13 protein-coding genes and 2 tRNA genes (1 of these 15 cut by a window edge) are annotated in these 15,412 nt (G+C 63.0%); 13 read left to right on the top strand and 2 right to left on the bottom strand.

Going from position 1 to position 15,412, the window contains the following annotated elements; all coding sequences use genetic code 11:
* Positions 1 to 23 precede the first annotated feature (23 nt).
* On the bottom strand, positions 24 to 485 hold the full coding sequence (locus tag GJV18_RS13555; RefSeq protein ID WP_160346470.1) for a YehS family protein: 462 nt from the start codon (positions 483 to 485) through the stop codon (positions 24 to 26).
* Positions 486 to 587: 102 nt separating this feature from the next.
* Positions 588 to 1,298: an rRNA pseudouridine synthase gene (locus GJV18_RS13550; RefSeq protein WP_160346468.1), complete on the bottom strand. Its 711-nt coding sequence runs from the start codon at positions 1,296 to 1,298 to the stop codon at positions 588 to 590.
* A gap of 295 nt (positions 1,299 to 1,593) precedes the next feature.
* Here GJV18_RS13550 and GJV18_RS13545 point away from each other — a divergent pair, with 295 nt between their 5' ends.
* The 13 genes from GJV18_RS13545 to GJV18_RS18590 all read left to right on the top strand — a co-directional run.
* Positions 1,594 to 2,814, top strand: coding sequence for an aspartate aminotransferase family protein (locus GJV18_RS13545; RefSeq protein ID WP_160346467.1), 1,221 nt, complete (start codon positions 1,594 to 1,596; stop codon positions 2,812 to 2,814).
* A 162-nt stretch (positions 2,815 to 2,976) separates the two neighbouring features.
* Positions 2,977 to 3,993, top strand: coding sequence for an arginine/ornithine succinyltransferase subunit alpha (aruF, locus tag GJV18_RS13540; RefSeq protein WP_160346465.1), 1,017 nt, complete (start codon positions 2,977 to 2,979; stop codon positions 3,991 to 3,993).
* 11 nt (positions 3,994 to 4,004) lie between these two features.
* Complete coding sequence (gene astA, locus GJV18_RS13535; RefSeq protein WP_160346463.1) at positions 4,005 to 5,021, top strand: arginine N-succinyltransferase; 1,017 nt, start codon at positions 4,005 to 4,007, stop codon at positions 5,019 to 5,021.
* Positions 5,022 to 5,115: 94 nt separating this feature from the next.
* Positions 5,116 to 6,579 carry a succinylglutamate-semialdehyde dehydrogenase gene (gene astD / locus GJV18_RS13530; protein ID WP_160346461.1) on the top strand — a complete coding sequence of 488 codons (1,464 nt, stop codon included), beginning with the start codon at positions 5,116 to 5,118 and terminating at the stop codon, positions 6,577 to 6,579.
* Positions 6,579 to 7,925 carry an N-succinylarginine dihydrolase gene (astB, locus tag GJV18_RS13525; RefSeq protein WP_160346459.1) on the top strand — a complete coding sequence of 449 codons (1,347 nt, stop codon included), beginning with the start codon at positions 6,579 to 6,581 and terminating at the stop codon, positions 7,923 to 7,925. The genes astD and astB overlap by 1 nt, the downstream gene beginning before the upstream one ends.
* 94 nt (positions 7,926 to 8,019) lie before the next feature.
* Entirely contained in the window at positions 8,020 to 8,304 is a 285-nt protein-coding gene (locus tag GJV18_RS13520; protein ID WP_160346457.1) for a topoisomerase II, read from the top strand.
* A gap of 153 nt (positions 8,305 to 8,457) precedes the next feature.
* Entirely contained in the window at positions 8,458 to 9,465 is a 1,008-nt protein-coding gene (gene astE / locus GJV18_RS13515) for a succinylglutamate desuccinylase (RefSeq protein WP_160346455.1), read from the top strand.
* A gap of 151 nt (positions 9,466 to 9,616) precedes the next feature.
* A complete protein-coding gene (gene ltaE / locus GJV18_RS13510; RefSeq protein WP_160346454.1) occupies positions 9,617 to 10,618 on the top strand; it encodes a low-specificity L-threonine aldolase in 1,002 nt (333 codons plus the stop codon).
* A gap of 165 nt (positions 10,619 to 10,783) precedes the next feature.
* The gene (alaS, locus tag GJV18_RS13505) at positions 10,784 to 13,408 is read left to right on the top strand and encodes an alanine--tRNA ligase (RefSeq protein WP_160346452.1); all 2,625 of its coding nucleotides are present in this window, start codon (positions 10,784 to 10,786) and stop codon (positions 13,406 to 13,408) included.
* Between the two features lie 111 nt (positions 13,409 to 13,519).
* Positions 13,520 to 14,758 carry an aspartate kinase gene (locus GJV18_RS13500; protein ID WP_160346450.1) on the top strand — a complete coding sequence of 413 codons (1,239 nt, stop codon included), beginning with the start codon at positions 13,520 to 13,522 and terminating at the stop codon, positions 14,756 to 14,758.
* Positions 14,759 to 14,945: 187 nt separating this feature from the next.
* Positions 14,946 to 15,131, top strand: a complete 186-nt coding sequence (gene csrA / locus GJV18_RS13495; RefSeq protein WP_069899380.1) for a carbon storage regulator CsrA — start codon at positions 14,946 to 14,948, stop codon at positions 15,129 to 15,131.
* A gap of 61 nt (positions 15,132 to 15,192) precedes the next feature.
* Positions 15,193 to 15,283, top strand: a tRNA-Ser gene (locus GJV18_RS13490).
* Between the two features lie 107 nt (positions 15,284 to 15,390).
* Positions 15,391 to 15,412: transfer RNA gene (locus tag GJV18_RS18590), tRNA-Arg, on the top strand; it runs 155 nt beyond the window's last position.

Genomic DNA, 15,412 nt, shown 5'->3' with positions numbered 1-15,412 from the left:
GGCTCGCCATGCGTGGCGGGCGGTCAGCCGCGCAGGCGCAGGGTCAGGCCCTTGAGGAAGTTGCGCAGAAACTGGTCGCCACAGACCCGATAGTTGCTGTGCCCGGCTTTGCGAAACAGGGCGCTCATCTCTGGCTTGGACACCGGACAGTCGACGCTGTGCATGATGGCGTGCATATCGTCTTCCTTCAGTTCGAAGGCCACCCGCAGCTTTTTCAGCACGATGTTGTTGCTGATCGGCAGCTCGAACGGCTGCGCCGGACGGCTGTCGTCCTTGCCGCGCTTGAAGTACACCAGACCATCGAGAAAGTACGCCATCAGCTCGTCGCCACAGGGGGCAAAGCCCTCTTCGTCATCTTTCTTGAGCAGGGCGCCGAGGCTGTCCACATCGATCTGCTGGCCACCCAGGGCGATGATCTCGGCCAGTTGCCCATCGTTGATGTCGAGGCTGTAGCGCAGGCTGCGCAGGATGTCGTTATTAAGCATGGAGGATCTCATTAAAGGAGGGGCCCCTGGGCGCCCCTGGAAGATGGTAGAGCCTGTTTTTAACGCAGCAGGGCCGACGCGCAGCAAACTTTTGCCGGCCTCTTAGAAGCGTTCCTTGTCGGCCAGATAGCGCCACTGCCCGGCGGGCACCTTGCCCATGGGGACGCCGCCGATGCGGATACGGCGCATGCTCAATACCTTGAGCTCGACGCTGTTGCACATAAAGACGATCTGCCCGGGCTGCGGATTCTTCAGGGCGAAGCGCAGGCGGGTTTCGTTCTGCCAGCTGACCTTGCACGGCGGCAGGGCCACGCCATTGAAGGTCAGGCCATGGTTCAGGCGTTTGAGCTGGCTGTTGCTCAGCGTGCCGATAACCTCGACCACATACTCCTGCTCCAGCTTGCCCAGGTCTTCCTTGAGCTTGCGCTCGATGCGCCAGTCCTGGGTCAGTACGTGCAGGCCATCGGCGCCGGCCTGCAGGGGGATGCAGGCGGTCAGGTTGTTGAAGTGGCTTTTCAGCGGGCGCAGATTGGCAGCGTCTTCCAGCCAGTGGCTGTCAGGGCCGAGGTCGTCCACCAGACGCTGCGGCGAGTGACCATTGGGCACATGCAGCAGCAGGGTGACCGGCTCCACGGGCGCCGCCACGGCGTCCGGCAGCAGTTCGACGCGCTGGTTGCTCACCTTGCGCTGCGGCTCGTCCACCACCTGGCCATCGACCAGCACCCAGCCGCCGGCAATATACAGCTCGGCTTCGCGGCGCGAGCAGCCGGTCAGCTCGATCAGGCGTTTGGACAGGCGGACGGGTTCGGACATAAAGGCATCATCAACAGGCAAGTGGGGCGGCATTGTAACTGTTCGCCGTCCGGGCTGCTTGGCGCGTGCATCTGACTATAGTGAAGGCTTGCCAGAAAGCCGCGCCAAGCTGCGCGCCTGCATTTAAACTGCGCCTTCCCGAAGCTTTCTGTCGCATTTGCGAAAGCCCAGGAAAATCGCGGGTTGGCGCTATAAGAAGTTGTCGCATGGCGACAATGCCGACCCCGGTGCAATCCCTACAATCCTTCTCATCGCCTGCTAGCCGATGCAGGTGTTCCTTGTCAGGAGAGCTCAGATGTCCGTTCAGCACGACCCGGTACAACGCGCCGATTTCGATCAGGTGATGGTGCCCAACTATGCCCCCGCCGCCTTTATTCCGGTGCGTGGTGCAGGTTCCCGCGTATGGGATCAAAGCGGTCGCGAGCTGATCGACTTCGCCGGCGGCATTGCCGTGAACGTGCTGGGCCACTGTCATCCGGCCCTGGTCGGTGCCCTGACAGAACAGGCCAATACCCTCTGGCACGTGTCCAACGTCTTCACCAACGAGCCGGCCCTGCGCCTGGCCAAGAAGCTGCTCGACGCCACCTTTGCCGAGCGGGTGTTCTTCTGCAACTCCGGCGCCGAGGCCAACGAGGCCGCCTTCAAGCTGGCCCGTCGCGTCGCCTTCGACAAATTCGGCGAAGACAAGTGCGAGATCATCGCCGCCACCAACAGCTTCCATGGCCGCACCCTGTTTACCGTCAGCGTCGGTGGCCAGCCCAAGTATTCCGACGGCTTCGGGCCGAAGATCCAGGGCATCAGCCATGTGCCCTACAACGATATCGAGGCGCTCAAGGCGGCCGTTTCGGACAAGACCTGCGCCGTGGTTCTGGAGCCGATCCAGGGTGAGGGCGGCGTGCTGCCGGCCGATCTCGCCTACCTGCAGGCGGCCCGCGAGCTGTGCGACAAGCACAATGCCCTGCTGGTGTTCGATGAAGTGCAGAGCGGCATGGGCCGCAGCGGTTCGCTGTTCGCCTATATGCACTACGGCGTCACCCCGGACATCCTCTCCAGTGCCAAGAGCCTGGGCGGCGGTTTCCCCATTGGCGCCATGCTCACCACCAGCGAGCTGGCCAAGCACCTGGCCGTCGGCACCCACGGCACCACTTACGGCGGCAATCCGCTGGCCTGTGCAGTGGCCGAGGCGGTGATCGATGTGATCAACACCCCCGAGGTGCTGGCCGGGGTGCAGGCCAAGCATCAGCGTTTTGCCGCGAAGCTCACCCAGATCGGCGAGCAGTACGGCGTATTCAGCCAGGTGCGCGGCCTGGGCCTGCTGATCGGTGCGGTTCTCAGCGATGCCTGGAAGGGCAAGGCCAAGGCCATCCTCGATGCTGCTGCGGTGGAAGGGGTAATGGTGCTGCAGGCCAGCCCGGACGTGGTGCGTTTTGCCCCGAGCCTGGTGGTGGAAGACGCCGATATCGATGAAGGTCTGGCCCGTCTGGAAAAGGCCGTGGCCAAGCTGGTACAGGGCTAAGCGCCCAGGCCTGCCCCAGTGGCGGGCCCTCTCCGGCTCAGGGATGAGCGGGAGCCATAGCAAGGATGATCGTCTCTGTGTGCGCTGCGGGTGTTGCCCGCGGCTTTCTCTGGGCAGCCGACACGCGGGTTGTCCGGAGCTTTTCTTAGAAGGAGTGACACCATGCTGGTGATGCGCCCCGCGCAAATGGCCGACCTTGCTGAGGTGCAGCGTCTGGCCGCCGACAGCCCGGTAGGTGTCACCTCGCTGCCGGACGATACCGAACGTCTGCGCGAGAAGATCGCGGCCTCGGAAGCCTCGTTCGCCGCCGAAGTCAGCTTCAATGGCGAGGAGAGCTACTTCTTCGTCCTCGAAGACAGCGAAAGCGGGCGCCTGGTCGGTTGCTCCGGCATCGTCGCCTCGGCCGGCTACTCCGAGCCGTTCTACAGCTTTCGCAACGAAACCTTCGTGCACAACTCCCGCGAGCTGAAGATCCACAACAAGATCCATGTGCTCTCGCTGTGCCATGACCTCACCGGCAACAGCCTGCTGACCAGCTTCTACGTGGAGCGGCCGCTGGTGGACACCGCCTGGTCCGAGCTCAACTCCCGCGGCCGTCTGCTGTTCGTCGCCAGCCACCCGGAGCGCTTTGCCGATGCGGTGGTGGTGGAGATCGTCGGGCACAGCGACGAGGCCGGCGACTCGCCGTTCTGGGATGCGGTGGGGCGCAATTTCTTCGACATGAACTACGCCGAGGCCGAGCGCCTGTGTGGCCTGAAGAGCCGCACCTTCCTCGCCGAGCTGATGCCCCATTACCCCATCTATGTGCCGTTGCTGCCGGACGAGGCCCAGGAGGCCATGGGCCAGGTGCATCCGCGCGCGCAGATCAGTTTCGACATTCTGATGCGCGAGGGCTTCGAGACCGATCACTACATCGACATCTTCGATGGCGGCCCGACCCTGCATGCGCGCACCTCAGGCATCCGTTCCATCGCCCAGAGCCGCGTGGTGCCGGTACGCATCGGTGAGCCCGGCAAGGGCGGCCGGCAGTATCTGGTCAGCAACGGCCAGTTGCAGGACTACCGCGCCATTGTCGCGGATCTCGACTGGGTGCCGGGTAAGCCGGTAACCCTGAGTCTGGCCGCCGCCGAAGCCCTGGGCGTTGGCGAGGGTGTCAGTGTGCGCCTGGTGGCGGTTTAAGGAGTGAGTTGATGATCGTTCGTCCCGTTCGTAGCGCCGACCTGCCAGCCCTGCTGGAACTGGCGCGCAGCACAGGCGCTGGCCTGACTACCCTGCCGGCCAACGAAGAGCGCCTGGCGCACCGGGTTGGCTGGGCCGAGAAGACCTTTCGCGGCGAAGCCGAGCGCGCCGATGCCGACTACCTGTTCGTGCTGGAAAGCGACGAAGGCCAGGTCGTGGGTATCTCTGCGGTGGCGGGTGCGGTGGGCCTGCGCGAGCCCTGGTACAACTACCGGGTGGGGCTGACCGTCAGCGCCTCCCAGGAACTGAATATCCACCGGCAGATTCCCACCCTGTTTCTGGCCAACGACCTGACCGGCAACTCCGAGCTGTGCTCGCTGTTCCTGCATGCCGAGCACCGCAGCGGCCTCAATGGCCGCTTGCTGTCCAAGGCGCGCTTTCTGTTTATCGCCGAGTTCCGCGAGCTGTTCGGCGACAAGGTGATCGCCGAGATGCGCGGCATGTCCGACGAGCAGGGCCGTTCGCCGTTCTGGGAGAGTCTGGGCCGGCATTTCTTCAAGATGGAATTCTCCACCGCCGACTACCTCACCGGCGTGGGCAACAAGGCCTTTATCGCCGAGCTGATGCCCAAGTTCCCGCTCTACACCTGCTTTCTCTCTGAAGATGCGCGCAGCGTGATCGGCCGTGTGCACCCGGACACCGAACCGGCCCTGGCCATGCTCAAGGGCGAGGGTTTCAGCTACCAGGGTTATGTCGATATTTTCGATGCCGGCCCGGCCATCGAGGCGCAGACCGACAAGATCCGCGCCGTGCACGACAGCCAGAATCTGATCCTGGCCATCGGCACCCCGGGCGATGATGCCAGCGCCTTCCTGATCCATAACCGCAAGCGCGAAGACTGCCGCATCACCGCCGCCCCGGCGCGCATGGCCGCCGGCAGCCTGGTGGTCGATGCCCTGACCGCCAAGCGCCTGCAGCTCAATGCCGGCGACCAGGTACGCGCCGTCGCGCTGTCGGCCCGCGGCTGATTTTCCGTGGCCGCGCCGCCGTGCGGCGTGGCTCGATCCTTGTGGGTGTCCGCGTCTGCGCGGGCCCATCCTTTGCTGGGAGTGATAAAACAAGATGAGCACTCATTACATCGCCGGTGCCTGGCAGCCAGGCCAGGGCGAGCCGCTGCAATCCCTCGATCCGGTCAGCCAGGCCGTGATCTGGCAGGGGCAGGGCGCCACTGCCGCGCAGGTTGACGCCGCTGTGGCCGCCGCCCGTGCCGCCTTCCCGGCCTGGGCCGCGCGCTCGCTGGATGAGCGCATTGCCGTGCTGGAACAGTTCGCCGCCACCCTCAAGGCCCACGCCGAGGAGCTGGGCCACTGCATCGGCGAGGAAACCGGCAAGCCGCTGTGGGAAACCGCCACGGAAGTCACCAGCATGGTCAACAAGGTGGCCATCTCCATTCAGAGCTACCGCGAGCGTACCGGCGAGAAGAGCGGGTCCCTGGCCGATGCCACTGCCGTGCTGCGGCACAAGCCCCATGGTGTGGTGGCGGTGTTCGGCCCCTACAACTTCCCCGGTCACCTGCCCAATGGTCATATCGTCCCGGCGCTGCTGGCGGGTAACTGCGTGGTGTTCAAGCCCAGCGAACTGACGCCGAAAGTCGCCGAGTTGACGGTCAAGTGCTGGATCGAAGCCGGCCTGCCGGCAGGTGTGCTCAACCTGGTGCAGGGCGCGCGTGAAACCGGCGTGGCTCTGGCCGCCAATGCGGGCATCGACGGCTTGTTCTTTACCGGTTCCAGCCGCACCGGCAACCTGCTGCACGCCCAGTTCGCCGGGCGCCCGGACAAGATCCTGGCTCTGGAAATGGGCGGCAACAACCCGCTGATCGTCGATCAGGTCGAGGATGTCGAGGCTGCGGTCTACACCATCGTGCAGTCCGCCTTTATCAGCGCCGGGCAGCGCTGCACCTGCGCCCGCCGCCTGCTGGTGCCGCAGGGGGAGTGGGGCGATGCCCTGCTGGCGCGTCTGGTGCAGGTGGTCGGGCAGATTCGTGTCGGCCGCTTCGATGCCCAGCCGGCGCCCTTTATGGGCTCGGTGATCTCCCTGCAGGCCGCTGCCCAACTGCTGCAGGCCCAGCAGGATTTGCTGGGCAAGGGCGCCACCGCGCTGCTGGCCATGACCCAACCCGAGGCCAATGCCGCGTTGCTGACCCCGGGTATTCTGGATGTCACGGCCGTGGCCGAGCGCATCGACGAGGAATTCTTCGGTCCGCTGCTGCAGGTGATTCGCTACGCCGACTTCGATGCCGCCATTGCCGAGGCCAACGCCACCCAGTACGGCCTGGCCGCCGGCCTGCTGTCCGATTCCCAGGCGCGTTATGAGGACTTCTGGCTGCGCAGCCGCGCCGGCATCGTCAACTGGAACAAACAGCTGACCGGCGCCGCCAGCACCGCCCCCTTCGGCGGTATCGGCGCCTCCGGCAACCACCGCGCCAGCGCCTACTACGCCGCCGACTATTGCGCCTACCCGGTCGCTTCCCTGGAATCTGCAAGCCTGAATCTGCCTGCCACCCTGACCCCCGGAGTGACGCTGTAATGAATGCCTATGAGATGAACTTCGACGGCCTGGTGGGCCCGACCCACAACTACGGTGGCCTGTCCTACGGCAACGTCGCTTCGCAGAGCAACAGCCAGGCGGTCTCCAATCCCAAGGAAGCCGCCAAGCAGGGCCTGGCCAAGATGAAGGCGCTGATGGACATGGGCTTCAAGCAGGGCGTGCTGGCGCCGCAGGAGCGACCTAATGTCGCCGTGCTGCGTAGCCTGGGCTTTAGCGGGACTGACGCCCAGGTGATTCAGCAGGCGGCGAAGGAGGCCATGCCCTTGCTGGTGGCCAGCTGCTCGGCTTCGAGCATGTGGACGGCCAATGCCTGCACCGTCAGCCCCAGTGCCGACACCGCCGATGGTCGCGTGCATTTCACCGCCGCCAACCTCAACTGCAAGTTCCATCGCTCCATCGAGCATCCCACCACCAGCCGTGTGTTGGGCGCCATGTTCGCCAATGAGCAGCACTTCGCTCACCATGCCGCGCTGCCCGCCGTCGGCCAGTTCGGCGACGAAGGCGCGGCCAACCACACCCGTTTCTGCAAGGGCTATGGCGATGCCGGGGTGGAGTTCTTCGTCTTTGGTCGTAGCGCCTTCGACGCCCGCTTCCCGGCTCCGCAGCGCTACCCGGCGCGCCAGACCTTGGAGGCTTCCCAGGCGGTGGCCCGCCTGCATGGCCTAAGCGATGAGGGCGTGGTCTATGCCCAGCAGAACCCGGACGTGATCGATCAGGGCGTGTTCCATAACGACGTGATTGCCGTGGGCAATGGCGAGGTGCTGTTCTATCACCAGGACGCCTTCCTGGAGACCGACAAGGTGCTGGCCGAGCTGCGCGACAAACTGGCCCGCCGTGGCGGCAACTTCCAGGCCGTCTGCGTGCCCCGCGAGGCCGTAACGGTGGAGGATGCGGTCAAGTCCTACCTGTTCAACAGCCAGCTTCTGACCCGTGCTGATGGCGGCATGCTGCTGATCGTGCCGGAGGAGTGCCGCAACAACGCCAATGTGTGGAACTACCTGCAGCAGCTCACCAGCAGCCAGGGGCCGATTCGCGAGGTCAAGGTCTTCGACCTCAAGCAAAGCATGCAGAACGGCGGTGGCCCGGCCTGCCTGCGCCTGCGCGTGGCGCTCAAGGACAACGAGCTGGCAGCGGTCAATCCGGGGGTGATCATGACCCCGACCCTGCATGACAGCCTCAATCTCTGGGTCGACAAGCACTACCGCGATCGTCTGAGCGAAAACGACCTGGCTGATCCACAATTGCTTAACGAGTGTCGCACGGCCTTGGATGAACTGACCCAGATCCTTAAACTGGGCGCGGTTTATCCCTTCCAATTAGCTTAAGTAGGGTGGATCACGCTTTATCGATCCACCAAGACTGAGTTGTGGTGGATGTAGAAAACGACATCCACCCTGCGCCCAGAACTGTGGAGATTTTATGAGCGACGCCCTGCAACTGATTCTCGAAGACACCGACGGCACCCAGCTGGAGACTTCCTGCACCCGCTTTGCCGTGGTCTGGCAGGGCAAGGAAGTGTGGATTCAGCAGGTCGGCAATGGCCAGCTGATGATTGGTGTGGACGTGGAGGAGGGCGATACCGAGTACGCCAACCTGCTGCTGCGTCCGTTGGCCACCAACCTGGTCAGCCTGGAACTGGAAATGGAACCGGCCGAGCTGGCCGATGAAGAGGGCCATGTGCATGGCCCGGACTGTAACCACTAAGAGCTTGCTTACGATCTGCTGCGCGTCGGCCCTGCTGCGTTAAAAGCAGGCTCGGACTGCTCATTTACAGCTCGTAAACTCCGCGTCCTCGCCTGCTTTTGCCTTGCATGGCTCTAGCTCGCGAGATCGTAAACACGTTCGGAGGTATTCCCTATGCTTGCCCTTGGCAAACTGCTCGAACTGACCCTGGCTGGCCATGAGCCGGCAGCTAAGATTCAGCTGACTCCCGAGGGCACGCGCCTGCGCTGGCTGGCCGAAGGCGCCGTGGAGGTCACCCCCGCGGCCGGGCGTGACAATGGCATGGACCTAATGCTGTCCGCCGGTATCCACGGCAACGAGACCGCCCCCATCGAGCTGCTCGACCACCTGTTGCGCGGCATTGCCCGCAGCGAGCTGCAGCCGCGCGCGCGGATTCTCTTTCTGTTCGGCAATCCCGAGGCCATGCGTCGTGGCGAGCGCTATATCGAGCAGGACATCAACCGCCTGTTCAATGGTCGCCACGATGAACACACCGGCCCCGAAGCTCTGCGCGCCTGCGATCTGGAACACCTGGCGGCGACCTTTTTCAGCCAGCCCGAGCGCAGTCGCCTGCACTACGATCTGCATACCGCCATCCGCGGCTCTAAGATCGAGCAATTCGCCCTCTACCCTTATCAGGAGGGGCGTCCGCGCAGCCAGCGTGAGCTGGCGCGACTGAATGCGGCGGGCATCGAGGCGGTGCTGCTGCATAACAAGAGCTCGGTGACCTTCAGCGCCTACACCTACAGTCAGCTGGGCGCCGAGGCCTTTACCCTGGAACTGGGCAAGGCGCGGCCCTTCGGGCAGAACCAGCAGGTCAATCTGCAGCGTCTGGAAGTGCAGCTGCAGCGCCTGATCGAAGGGCACGATGAAGACGAATCGGGTGAGCTGGGTGAGCTCAAGCTGTTTGCCGTGTCCCGGGAAGTGATCAAGCACAGCGATGCCTTCCAGCTGCACCTGCCGGCAGACGTGGAAAATTTCAGCGAGCTGCCCCAGGGCTATCTGCTCGCCGAAGACCTGGCCAGCACCCGCTGGGTGGTGGACGAGCCCGGTGCGCGCATCATCTTCCCCAATCCCAAGGTCAAGAACGGCCTGCGCGCCGGCATCCTAGTCGTCCCCGCTGAAGATGTGAACCTGGCTTAGGTCCATCGTAGGGTGGATGGCGCCTTATCCATCCACCAGCAGCGCTGCCATGTTCGCGCAGCTGTCCTGGGCTTTCTTGCCCGATCTGTACCTTGTATGCCCTTCGGGCGGCCCCTAGGATCGTTGCTATCTCAATAAAGGATTATCCGCCATGGCCATCATTGATCTGCGCAGCGATACCGTGACTCTGCCCACCCCTGGCATGCGCGAGGCCATGCTGGCCGCCGAGCTGGGCGACGATGTGTATGGCGAAGATCCCACGGTCAACCGCCTGGAGCAGTACCTGGCGGCCGAGCTGGGGTTTGCCGCCGCGCTGTTCGTGCCCACCGGCACCATGAGCAACCTGCTCGGGCTGATGGCCCACTGCGAGCGGGGTGACGAATACATAGTCGGGCAGCAGGCCCACACCTATAAATATGAAGGCGGCGGCGCCGCGGTGCTGGGTTCCATCCAGCCCCAGCCCGTTGAGGTGGAAGCCGATGGCTCCCTGGATCTGGCCCGGGTCGAGGCGGCAATCAAACCGGACGACTTTCACTTTGCCCGCACCCGCCTGATGGCGCTGGAAAACACCATGCAGGGCAAGGTGTTGCCGCTGGCTTATCTGCAGGCCGCCCGTGAACTGACTCAGCGTCATGGCCTGGCCCTGCACCTGGATGGCGCCCGGCTGTATAACGCCGCCGTCAGGCTGGGCGTGCCGGCGCGGCAGATCACCCGGCATTTCGACTCGGTTTCGGTCTGCCTGTCCAAGGGCCTGGGTGCACCGGTCGGCTCGGTGCTCTGCGGCAGTGGCGAGCTGATCGGCAAGGCCCGGCGCCTGCGCAAGATGCTCGGTGGCGGCATGCGCCAGGCCGGGGTGCTGGCGGCGGCCGGGCTCTATGCCCTGCAGCATCAGGTCGCGCGTTTGGCCGAGGATCACGCCAATGCCGAACGCCTGGGCGCCGCACTGGCCGAGTTGGGTTATGACGTCGAGCCGGTGCAGAGCAATATGGTCTATGTGCAGCTTGGCGAGCGTGCTGCCGAGCTCAAGGCCTTTATGGCCGAGCGCGGTATTGCCGTGACTGCAGCGCCGCGTTTGCGCCTGGTCACCCATCTGGATGTCAGCGGCGAGGCGATCGAACAGGTGATTCAGGCCTTTGCCGCCTTTCGCCGTTAGGATTGGCTTATGTGCGGCCTGGCGCCAATCTCGGCTTTATGCGGCAATTTGCCCGCTGCCATAGCCACCATCTATCAATAAAGGCACTAGCCCCATGGCCAAGGCCCGATATAATGCGGCCCTTTGCCGGCTTTGCCGTGGCCGCTGGTTTTTTGGAAGAGTCCTATGAAAAGCGCAGAAATCCGTGAAGCCTTTCTCAGCTTCTTCGAACAGAAGGGGCATGCCCGTGTCGCTTCCAGCTCCCTGATTCCGGGCAACGATCCGACCCTGCTGTTCACCAACGCGGGGATGAACCAGTTCAAGGACTGCTTCCTCGGCCTGGAAAAGCGCGCCTATACCCGCGCCACCACCAGCCAGAAGTGCGTGCGCGCCGGCGGCAAGCACAACGACCTGGAAAACGTCGGCTACACCGCCCGTCACCACACCTTCTTCGAGATGCTCGGCAACTTCAGCTTCGGTGACTACTTCAAGCGCGACGCCATTCACTACGCCTGGGAATTCCTCACCAGCGACAAGTGGCTGAATCTGCCCAAGGAAAAGCTCTGGGTCACCGTCTACGCCACCGACGATGAGGCCTACGACATCTGGCACAAGGAAGTCGGCATCCCCGCCGAGCGCATGATCCGCATCGGTGATAACAAGGGCGCGCCTTACGCCTCCGACAACTTCTGGGCCATGGGTGATACCGGCCCCTGCGGCCCCTGCACCGAGATCTTCTTCGACCATGGCGAGCATATCTGGGGTGGCCCGCCCGGCTCGCCTGAGGAAGATGGCGATCGCTATATCGAGATCTGGAACAACGTCTTTATGCAGTTCAACCGCACCGCAGACGGTGTACTGCACCCGCTGCCGGCGCCCTCCGTGGACACCGGCATGGGCCTGGAGCGCATCAGTGCGGTGCTGCAGCACGTCAACTCGAACTATGAGATCGACCTGTTCCAGAGCCTGCTGGCTGCCGCGGCCAAGGCTATCGGCTGCGCCAATGAGGCTCAGGCTTCGCTCAAGGTCGTGGCCGACCATATCCGTTCCTGCAGCTTCCTGATTGCCGATGGCGTGACCCCGTCCAATGAAGGGCGCGGCTACGTGCTGCGCCGCATCATTCGCCGCGCCTGCCGTCACGGCAACAAACTGGGGGCCAAGGGCGCCTTCTTCCACCAGATCGTCGCCGCGCTGGTGGCCGAGATGGGTGAAGCCTTCCCCGAGCTCAAGCAGCAGCAGGCGCATATCGAGCGCGTGCTGAAAACCGAGGAAGAACAATTCGCCAAGACCCTGGAGCAGGGCCTGAAGATCCTCGAACAGGATCTGGTCGAGCTCAAGGGCAGCGTCATTCCCGGTGAGGTGGTGTTCAAGCTGTATGACACCTACGGCTTCCCCATGGACCTGACCGGCGATATCGCCCGCGAGCGCGAGCTGACCCTGGACGAAGAGGGCTTCGAGCGCGAAATGCAGGCCCAGCGCGAGCGTGCCCGTTCCGCCAGCGCCTTCGGCATGGATTACAACGCCTTGGTCAAGGTCGACAGCGACACCGCCTTTCTGGGTTATACCGGCACCAGCGGCAGCGGCAAGATCATTGCGCTGTTCAAGGCAGGCAGCGCCGTCGAAAGCCTGGCCGAAGGCGAGGAGGGCGTGGTGGTGCTGGATCAGACCCCGTTCTACGCCGAGTCCGGCGGCCAGGTGGGCGACTGCGGTTACCTTGAAGGGGCCGGCGTGCGCTTCGATGTGCGCGACACCACCAAGGCCGGCGGTGCATTTTTGCACCACGGCGTTGCCGTTAAAGGTGGCTTGAGCGTGGGGGCTTCGGTCAAGGCCGAAGTCGACGCCAGCGTGCGCCAGGCCACGGCCCTCAATCATTCGGCTACCCACCTGCTGCACGCCGCACTGCGCCATGTGCTGGGTGAGCATGTCACCCAGAAGGGCTCCCTGGTCAACAGCCAGCGCCTGCGTTTCGACTTCAGCCATTTCGAGGCCATCAGCCCGGCGCAGATCAAGGCGCTGGAGGAGCTGGTCAACCGCGAAGTGCGTGGCAATACAGAGGTCGAAACCCTGGAAACCGATATCGAAACGGCCAAGGCCAAGGGCGCCATGGCGTTGTTTGGTGAGAAGTATGGCGATCAGGTGCGCGTGCTGAGCATGGGTGGCGATTTCTCCGTCGAGCTGTGCGGCGGTACCCACGTCAAGCGCACCGGCGATATCGGCCTGTTCAAGATCATCAGTGAAGGCGGTGTGGCGGCCGGTGTGCGCCGTATCGAAGCGGTCACCGGGGAGGCGGCCTTCGCCTACCTCAATGGCGCTGAAGAGCAGCTCAAAGAAGCCGCGGCCCTGGTCAAGGGCAGTCGCGACAACCTGCTGGACAAGCTGGCCGGCGTGCTGGAGCGCAACCGTCAGCTGGAAAAGGAGCTGGAGCAGCTCAAGGCCAAGGCCGCCAGCGCGGCGGGCAATGATCTGGCCGGCTCGGCGGTCGAGATCAAGGGCGTCAAGGTCCTGGCTGCGCGCCTCGATGGTCTGGATGGCAAGGCCCTGCTGGCCATGGTCGACCAGCTCAAGAACAAGCTGGGCAGCGCGGTGATCCTGCTCGGCGGTGTGGCGGACGACAAGGTGGTGCTGGTGGCCGGCGTTACCCAGGACCTGACCGCCAAGCTGAAAGCCGGCGAGCTGATGAAGCAGGCGGCGGCGGCCGTGGGCGGCAAGGGCGGTGGTCGCCCTGATATGGCCCAGGGTGGCGGTACCGATGCGGCAGCGCTGGATACTGCCCTGGCACTGGCTGCCAGCTTTGTTGAGCAGTCTGTCTAGACCAGCTCCGACGGCTTTACGACCAAGGTCTGGAATACGCCCGACGGGCCTTGGCAGCTGATTGTGTTATCTGTTTAATGGGCGCCCTTCACGGGCTGAGGCGGCTTTGAAATGGCTTTGATCGTACAGAAATTCGGAGGCACCTCCGTCGGCACCGTTGAGCGTATTCAGCAGGTGGCCGAGAAGGTGAAGAAGTTCCGCGAAAACGGCGACGACATCGTGGTTGTGGTGTCGGCCATGAGTGGCGAGACCAACCGTCTGATCGATCTGGCCAAACAGATCAGCGACGGCAATCCTGTCCCGCGCGAGCTGGATGTGATGGTCTCGACCGGTGAGCAGGTGACCATCGCCCTGCTGGCGATGGCCCTGATCAAACTGGGCGTGCCGGCGGTGTCCTATACCGGCAACCAGGTGCGCATCCTTACCGACAGCGCGCACAACAAGGCGCGTATTCTGCAGATTGATGACCAGAAGCTGCGCGCCGACCTCAAGGCCGGTCGTGTAGTAGTGGTCGCCGGTTTCCAGGGCGTCGACGAACACGGCAATATCACCACCCTCGGTCGTGGTGGTTCCGATACCACGGGCGTGGCTCTGGCCGCGGCGCTGAAAGCCGACGAATGCCAGATCTACACCGATGTCGATGGCGTCTATACCACCGATCCGCGCGTGGTGCCGCAGGCCCAGCGCCTGGAGAAGATCACCTTCGAGGAAATGCTGGAAATGGCCAGCCTCGGCTCCAAGGTGCTGCAGATTCGCTCGGTGGAATTCGCCGGCAAGTACAATGTCCCGCTGCGCGTCCTGCACAGCTTCAAAGAGGGGCCGGGTACCCTCATTACCCTTGATGAAGAGGAATCCATGGAACAGCCGATCATTTCCGGCATCGCCTTCAATCGCGACGAAGCCAAGCTGACCATCCGTGGCGTGCCGGACATCCCGGGCGTGGCGTTCAAGATTCTCGGCCCGGTCAGCGCCGCCAATATCGAAGTGGACATGATCGTGCAGAACGTGTCCCACGATAACACCACCGATTTCACCTTTACCGTGCACCGCAATGACTACAACGCGGCCCTGGCCGTGCTGCAGAAGACCGCCGATGAGCTGGGTGCCCGGGAAGTGATCGGTGATACCAAGATTGCCAAGGTGTCCATCGTGGGTGTTGGCATGCGTTCCCACGCTGGCGTGGCCAGTCGCATGTTCGAGGCCCTGGCCAAGGAGGCGATCAATATCCAGATGATCTCCACCTCGGAAATCAAAGTCTCGGTGGTAATCGAAGAGAAATATCTGGAGTTGGCGGTGCGCGCCCTGCACACTGCTTTCGAACTGGATGCCCCAGCCCGACAGGGTGAGTGAGGCATGACTCCAAAAGGCGCGGTTTATCCGCGCCTTTTGTCTTTTTGCCTGGTGCGGGCTGAAACTTTCTTTCTGCCGGCACTGGTCAATACTTAGGTGTAGGCTGTGCTGTAGCTTGGCGTGGCTGTAGCCCTTTTACTTTTGCAGACTGCTGTTGTCCTGAACTGAAATCCGTAAGGAGAAAGGAATGCTGATTCTGACTCGCCGGGTCGGAGAGACCCTGATGGTAGGTGACGAAGTAACCGTCACCGTATTGGGTGTGAAAGGTAACCAGGTGCGCATTGGCGTCAACGCGCCGAAGGAAGTTGCCGTGCACCGTGAAGAGATTTACCAGCGCATCCAGAAAGAGAAAGACGACGAACCAAGCCACTAATTTTATTGAAATTTTGGCTTTGCAAACGGGGAAAACATGGTTATCATGCGCCCCGTGTTGCGGAGAGGTGGCCGAGTGGCCGAAGGCGCTCCCCTGCTAAGGGAGTACACCTCAAAAGGGTGTCGGGGGTTCGAATCCCCCCTTCTCCGCCATATTTAGTGTTGTAAGGAATGGTCGCTTTAGAGTGATAAGTTATTGAAACTTAAAGGTTTTAATACTTGATTCCAAAGTTTTTATCCTTATAATGCGCACGCTCTACGGACTCATAGCTCAGCTGGATA

It is taken from the genome of Pseudomonas xionganensis, from assembly GCF_009763245.1.
GTDB lineage: Bacteria > Pseudomonadota > Gammaproteobacteria > Pseudomonadales > Pseudomonadaceae > Aquipseudomonas > Aquipseudomonas xionganensis.
This window is presented reverse-complemented; position numbering and strand designations above follow the sequence as displayed.

Bases quoted from the DNA above. Each gene is read 5' to 3' on its own strand.
- GJV18_RS13555 (WP_160346470.1), bottom strand. From the start codon at position 485: ATGCTTAATAACGACATCCTGCGCAGCCTGCGCTACAGCCTCGACATC.
- GJV18_RS13550 (WP_160346468.1), bottom strand. From the start codon at position 1,298: ATGTCCGAACCCGTCCGCCTGTCCAAACGCCTGATCGAGCTGACCGGC.
- GJV18_RS13545 (WP_160346467.1), top strand. From the start codon at position 1,594: ATGTCCGTTCAGCACGACCCGGTACAACGCGCCGATTTCGATCAGGTG.
- aruF (WP_160346465.1), top strand. From the start codon at position 2,977: ATGCTGGTGATGCGCCCCGCGCAAATGGCCGACCTTGCTGAGGTGCAG.
- astA (WP_160346463.1), top strand. From the start codon at position 4,005: ATGATCGTTCGTCCCGTTCGTAGCGCCGACCTGCCAGCCCTGCTGGAA.
- astD (WP_160346461.1), top strand. From the start codon at position 5,116: ATGAGCACTCATTACATCGCCGGTGCCTGGCAGCCAGGCCAGGGCGAG.
- astB (WP_160346459.1), top strand. From the start codon at position 6,579: ATGAATGCCTATGAGATGAACTTCGACGGCCTGGTGGGCCCGACCCAC.
- GJV18_RS13520 (WP_160346457.1), top strand. From the start codon at position 8,020: ATGAGCGACGCCCTGCAACTGATTCTCGAAGACACCGACGGCACCCAG.
- astE (WP_160346455.1), top strand. From the start codon at position 8,458: ATGCTTGCCCTTGGCAAACTGCTCGAACTGACCCTGGCTGGCCATGAG.
- ltaE (WP_160346454.1), top strand. From the start codon at position 9,617: ATGGCCATCATTGATCTGCGCAGCGATACCGTGACTCTGCCCACCCCT.
- alaS (WP_160346452.1), top strand. From the start codon at position 10,784: ATGAAAAGCGCAGAAATCCGTGAAGCCTTTCTCAGCTTCTTCGAACAG.
- GJV18_RS13500 (WP_160346450.1), top strand. From the start codon at position 13,520: ATGGCTTTGATCGTACAGAAATTCGGAGGCACCTCCGTCGGCACCGTT.
- csrA (WP_069899380.1), top strand. From the start codon at position 14,946: ATGCTGATTCTGACTCGCCGGGTCGGAGAGACCCTGATGGTAGGTGAC.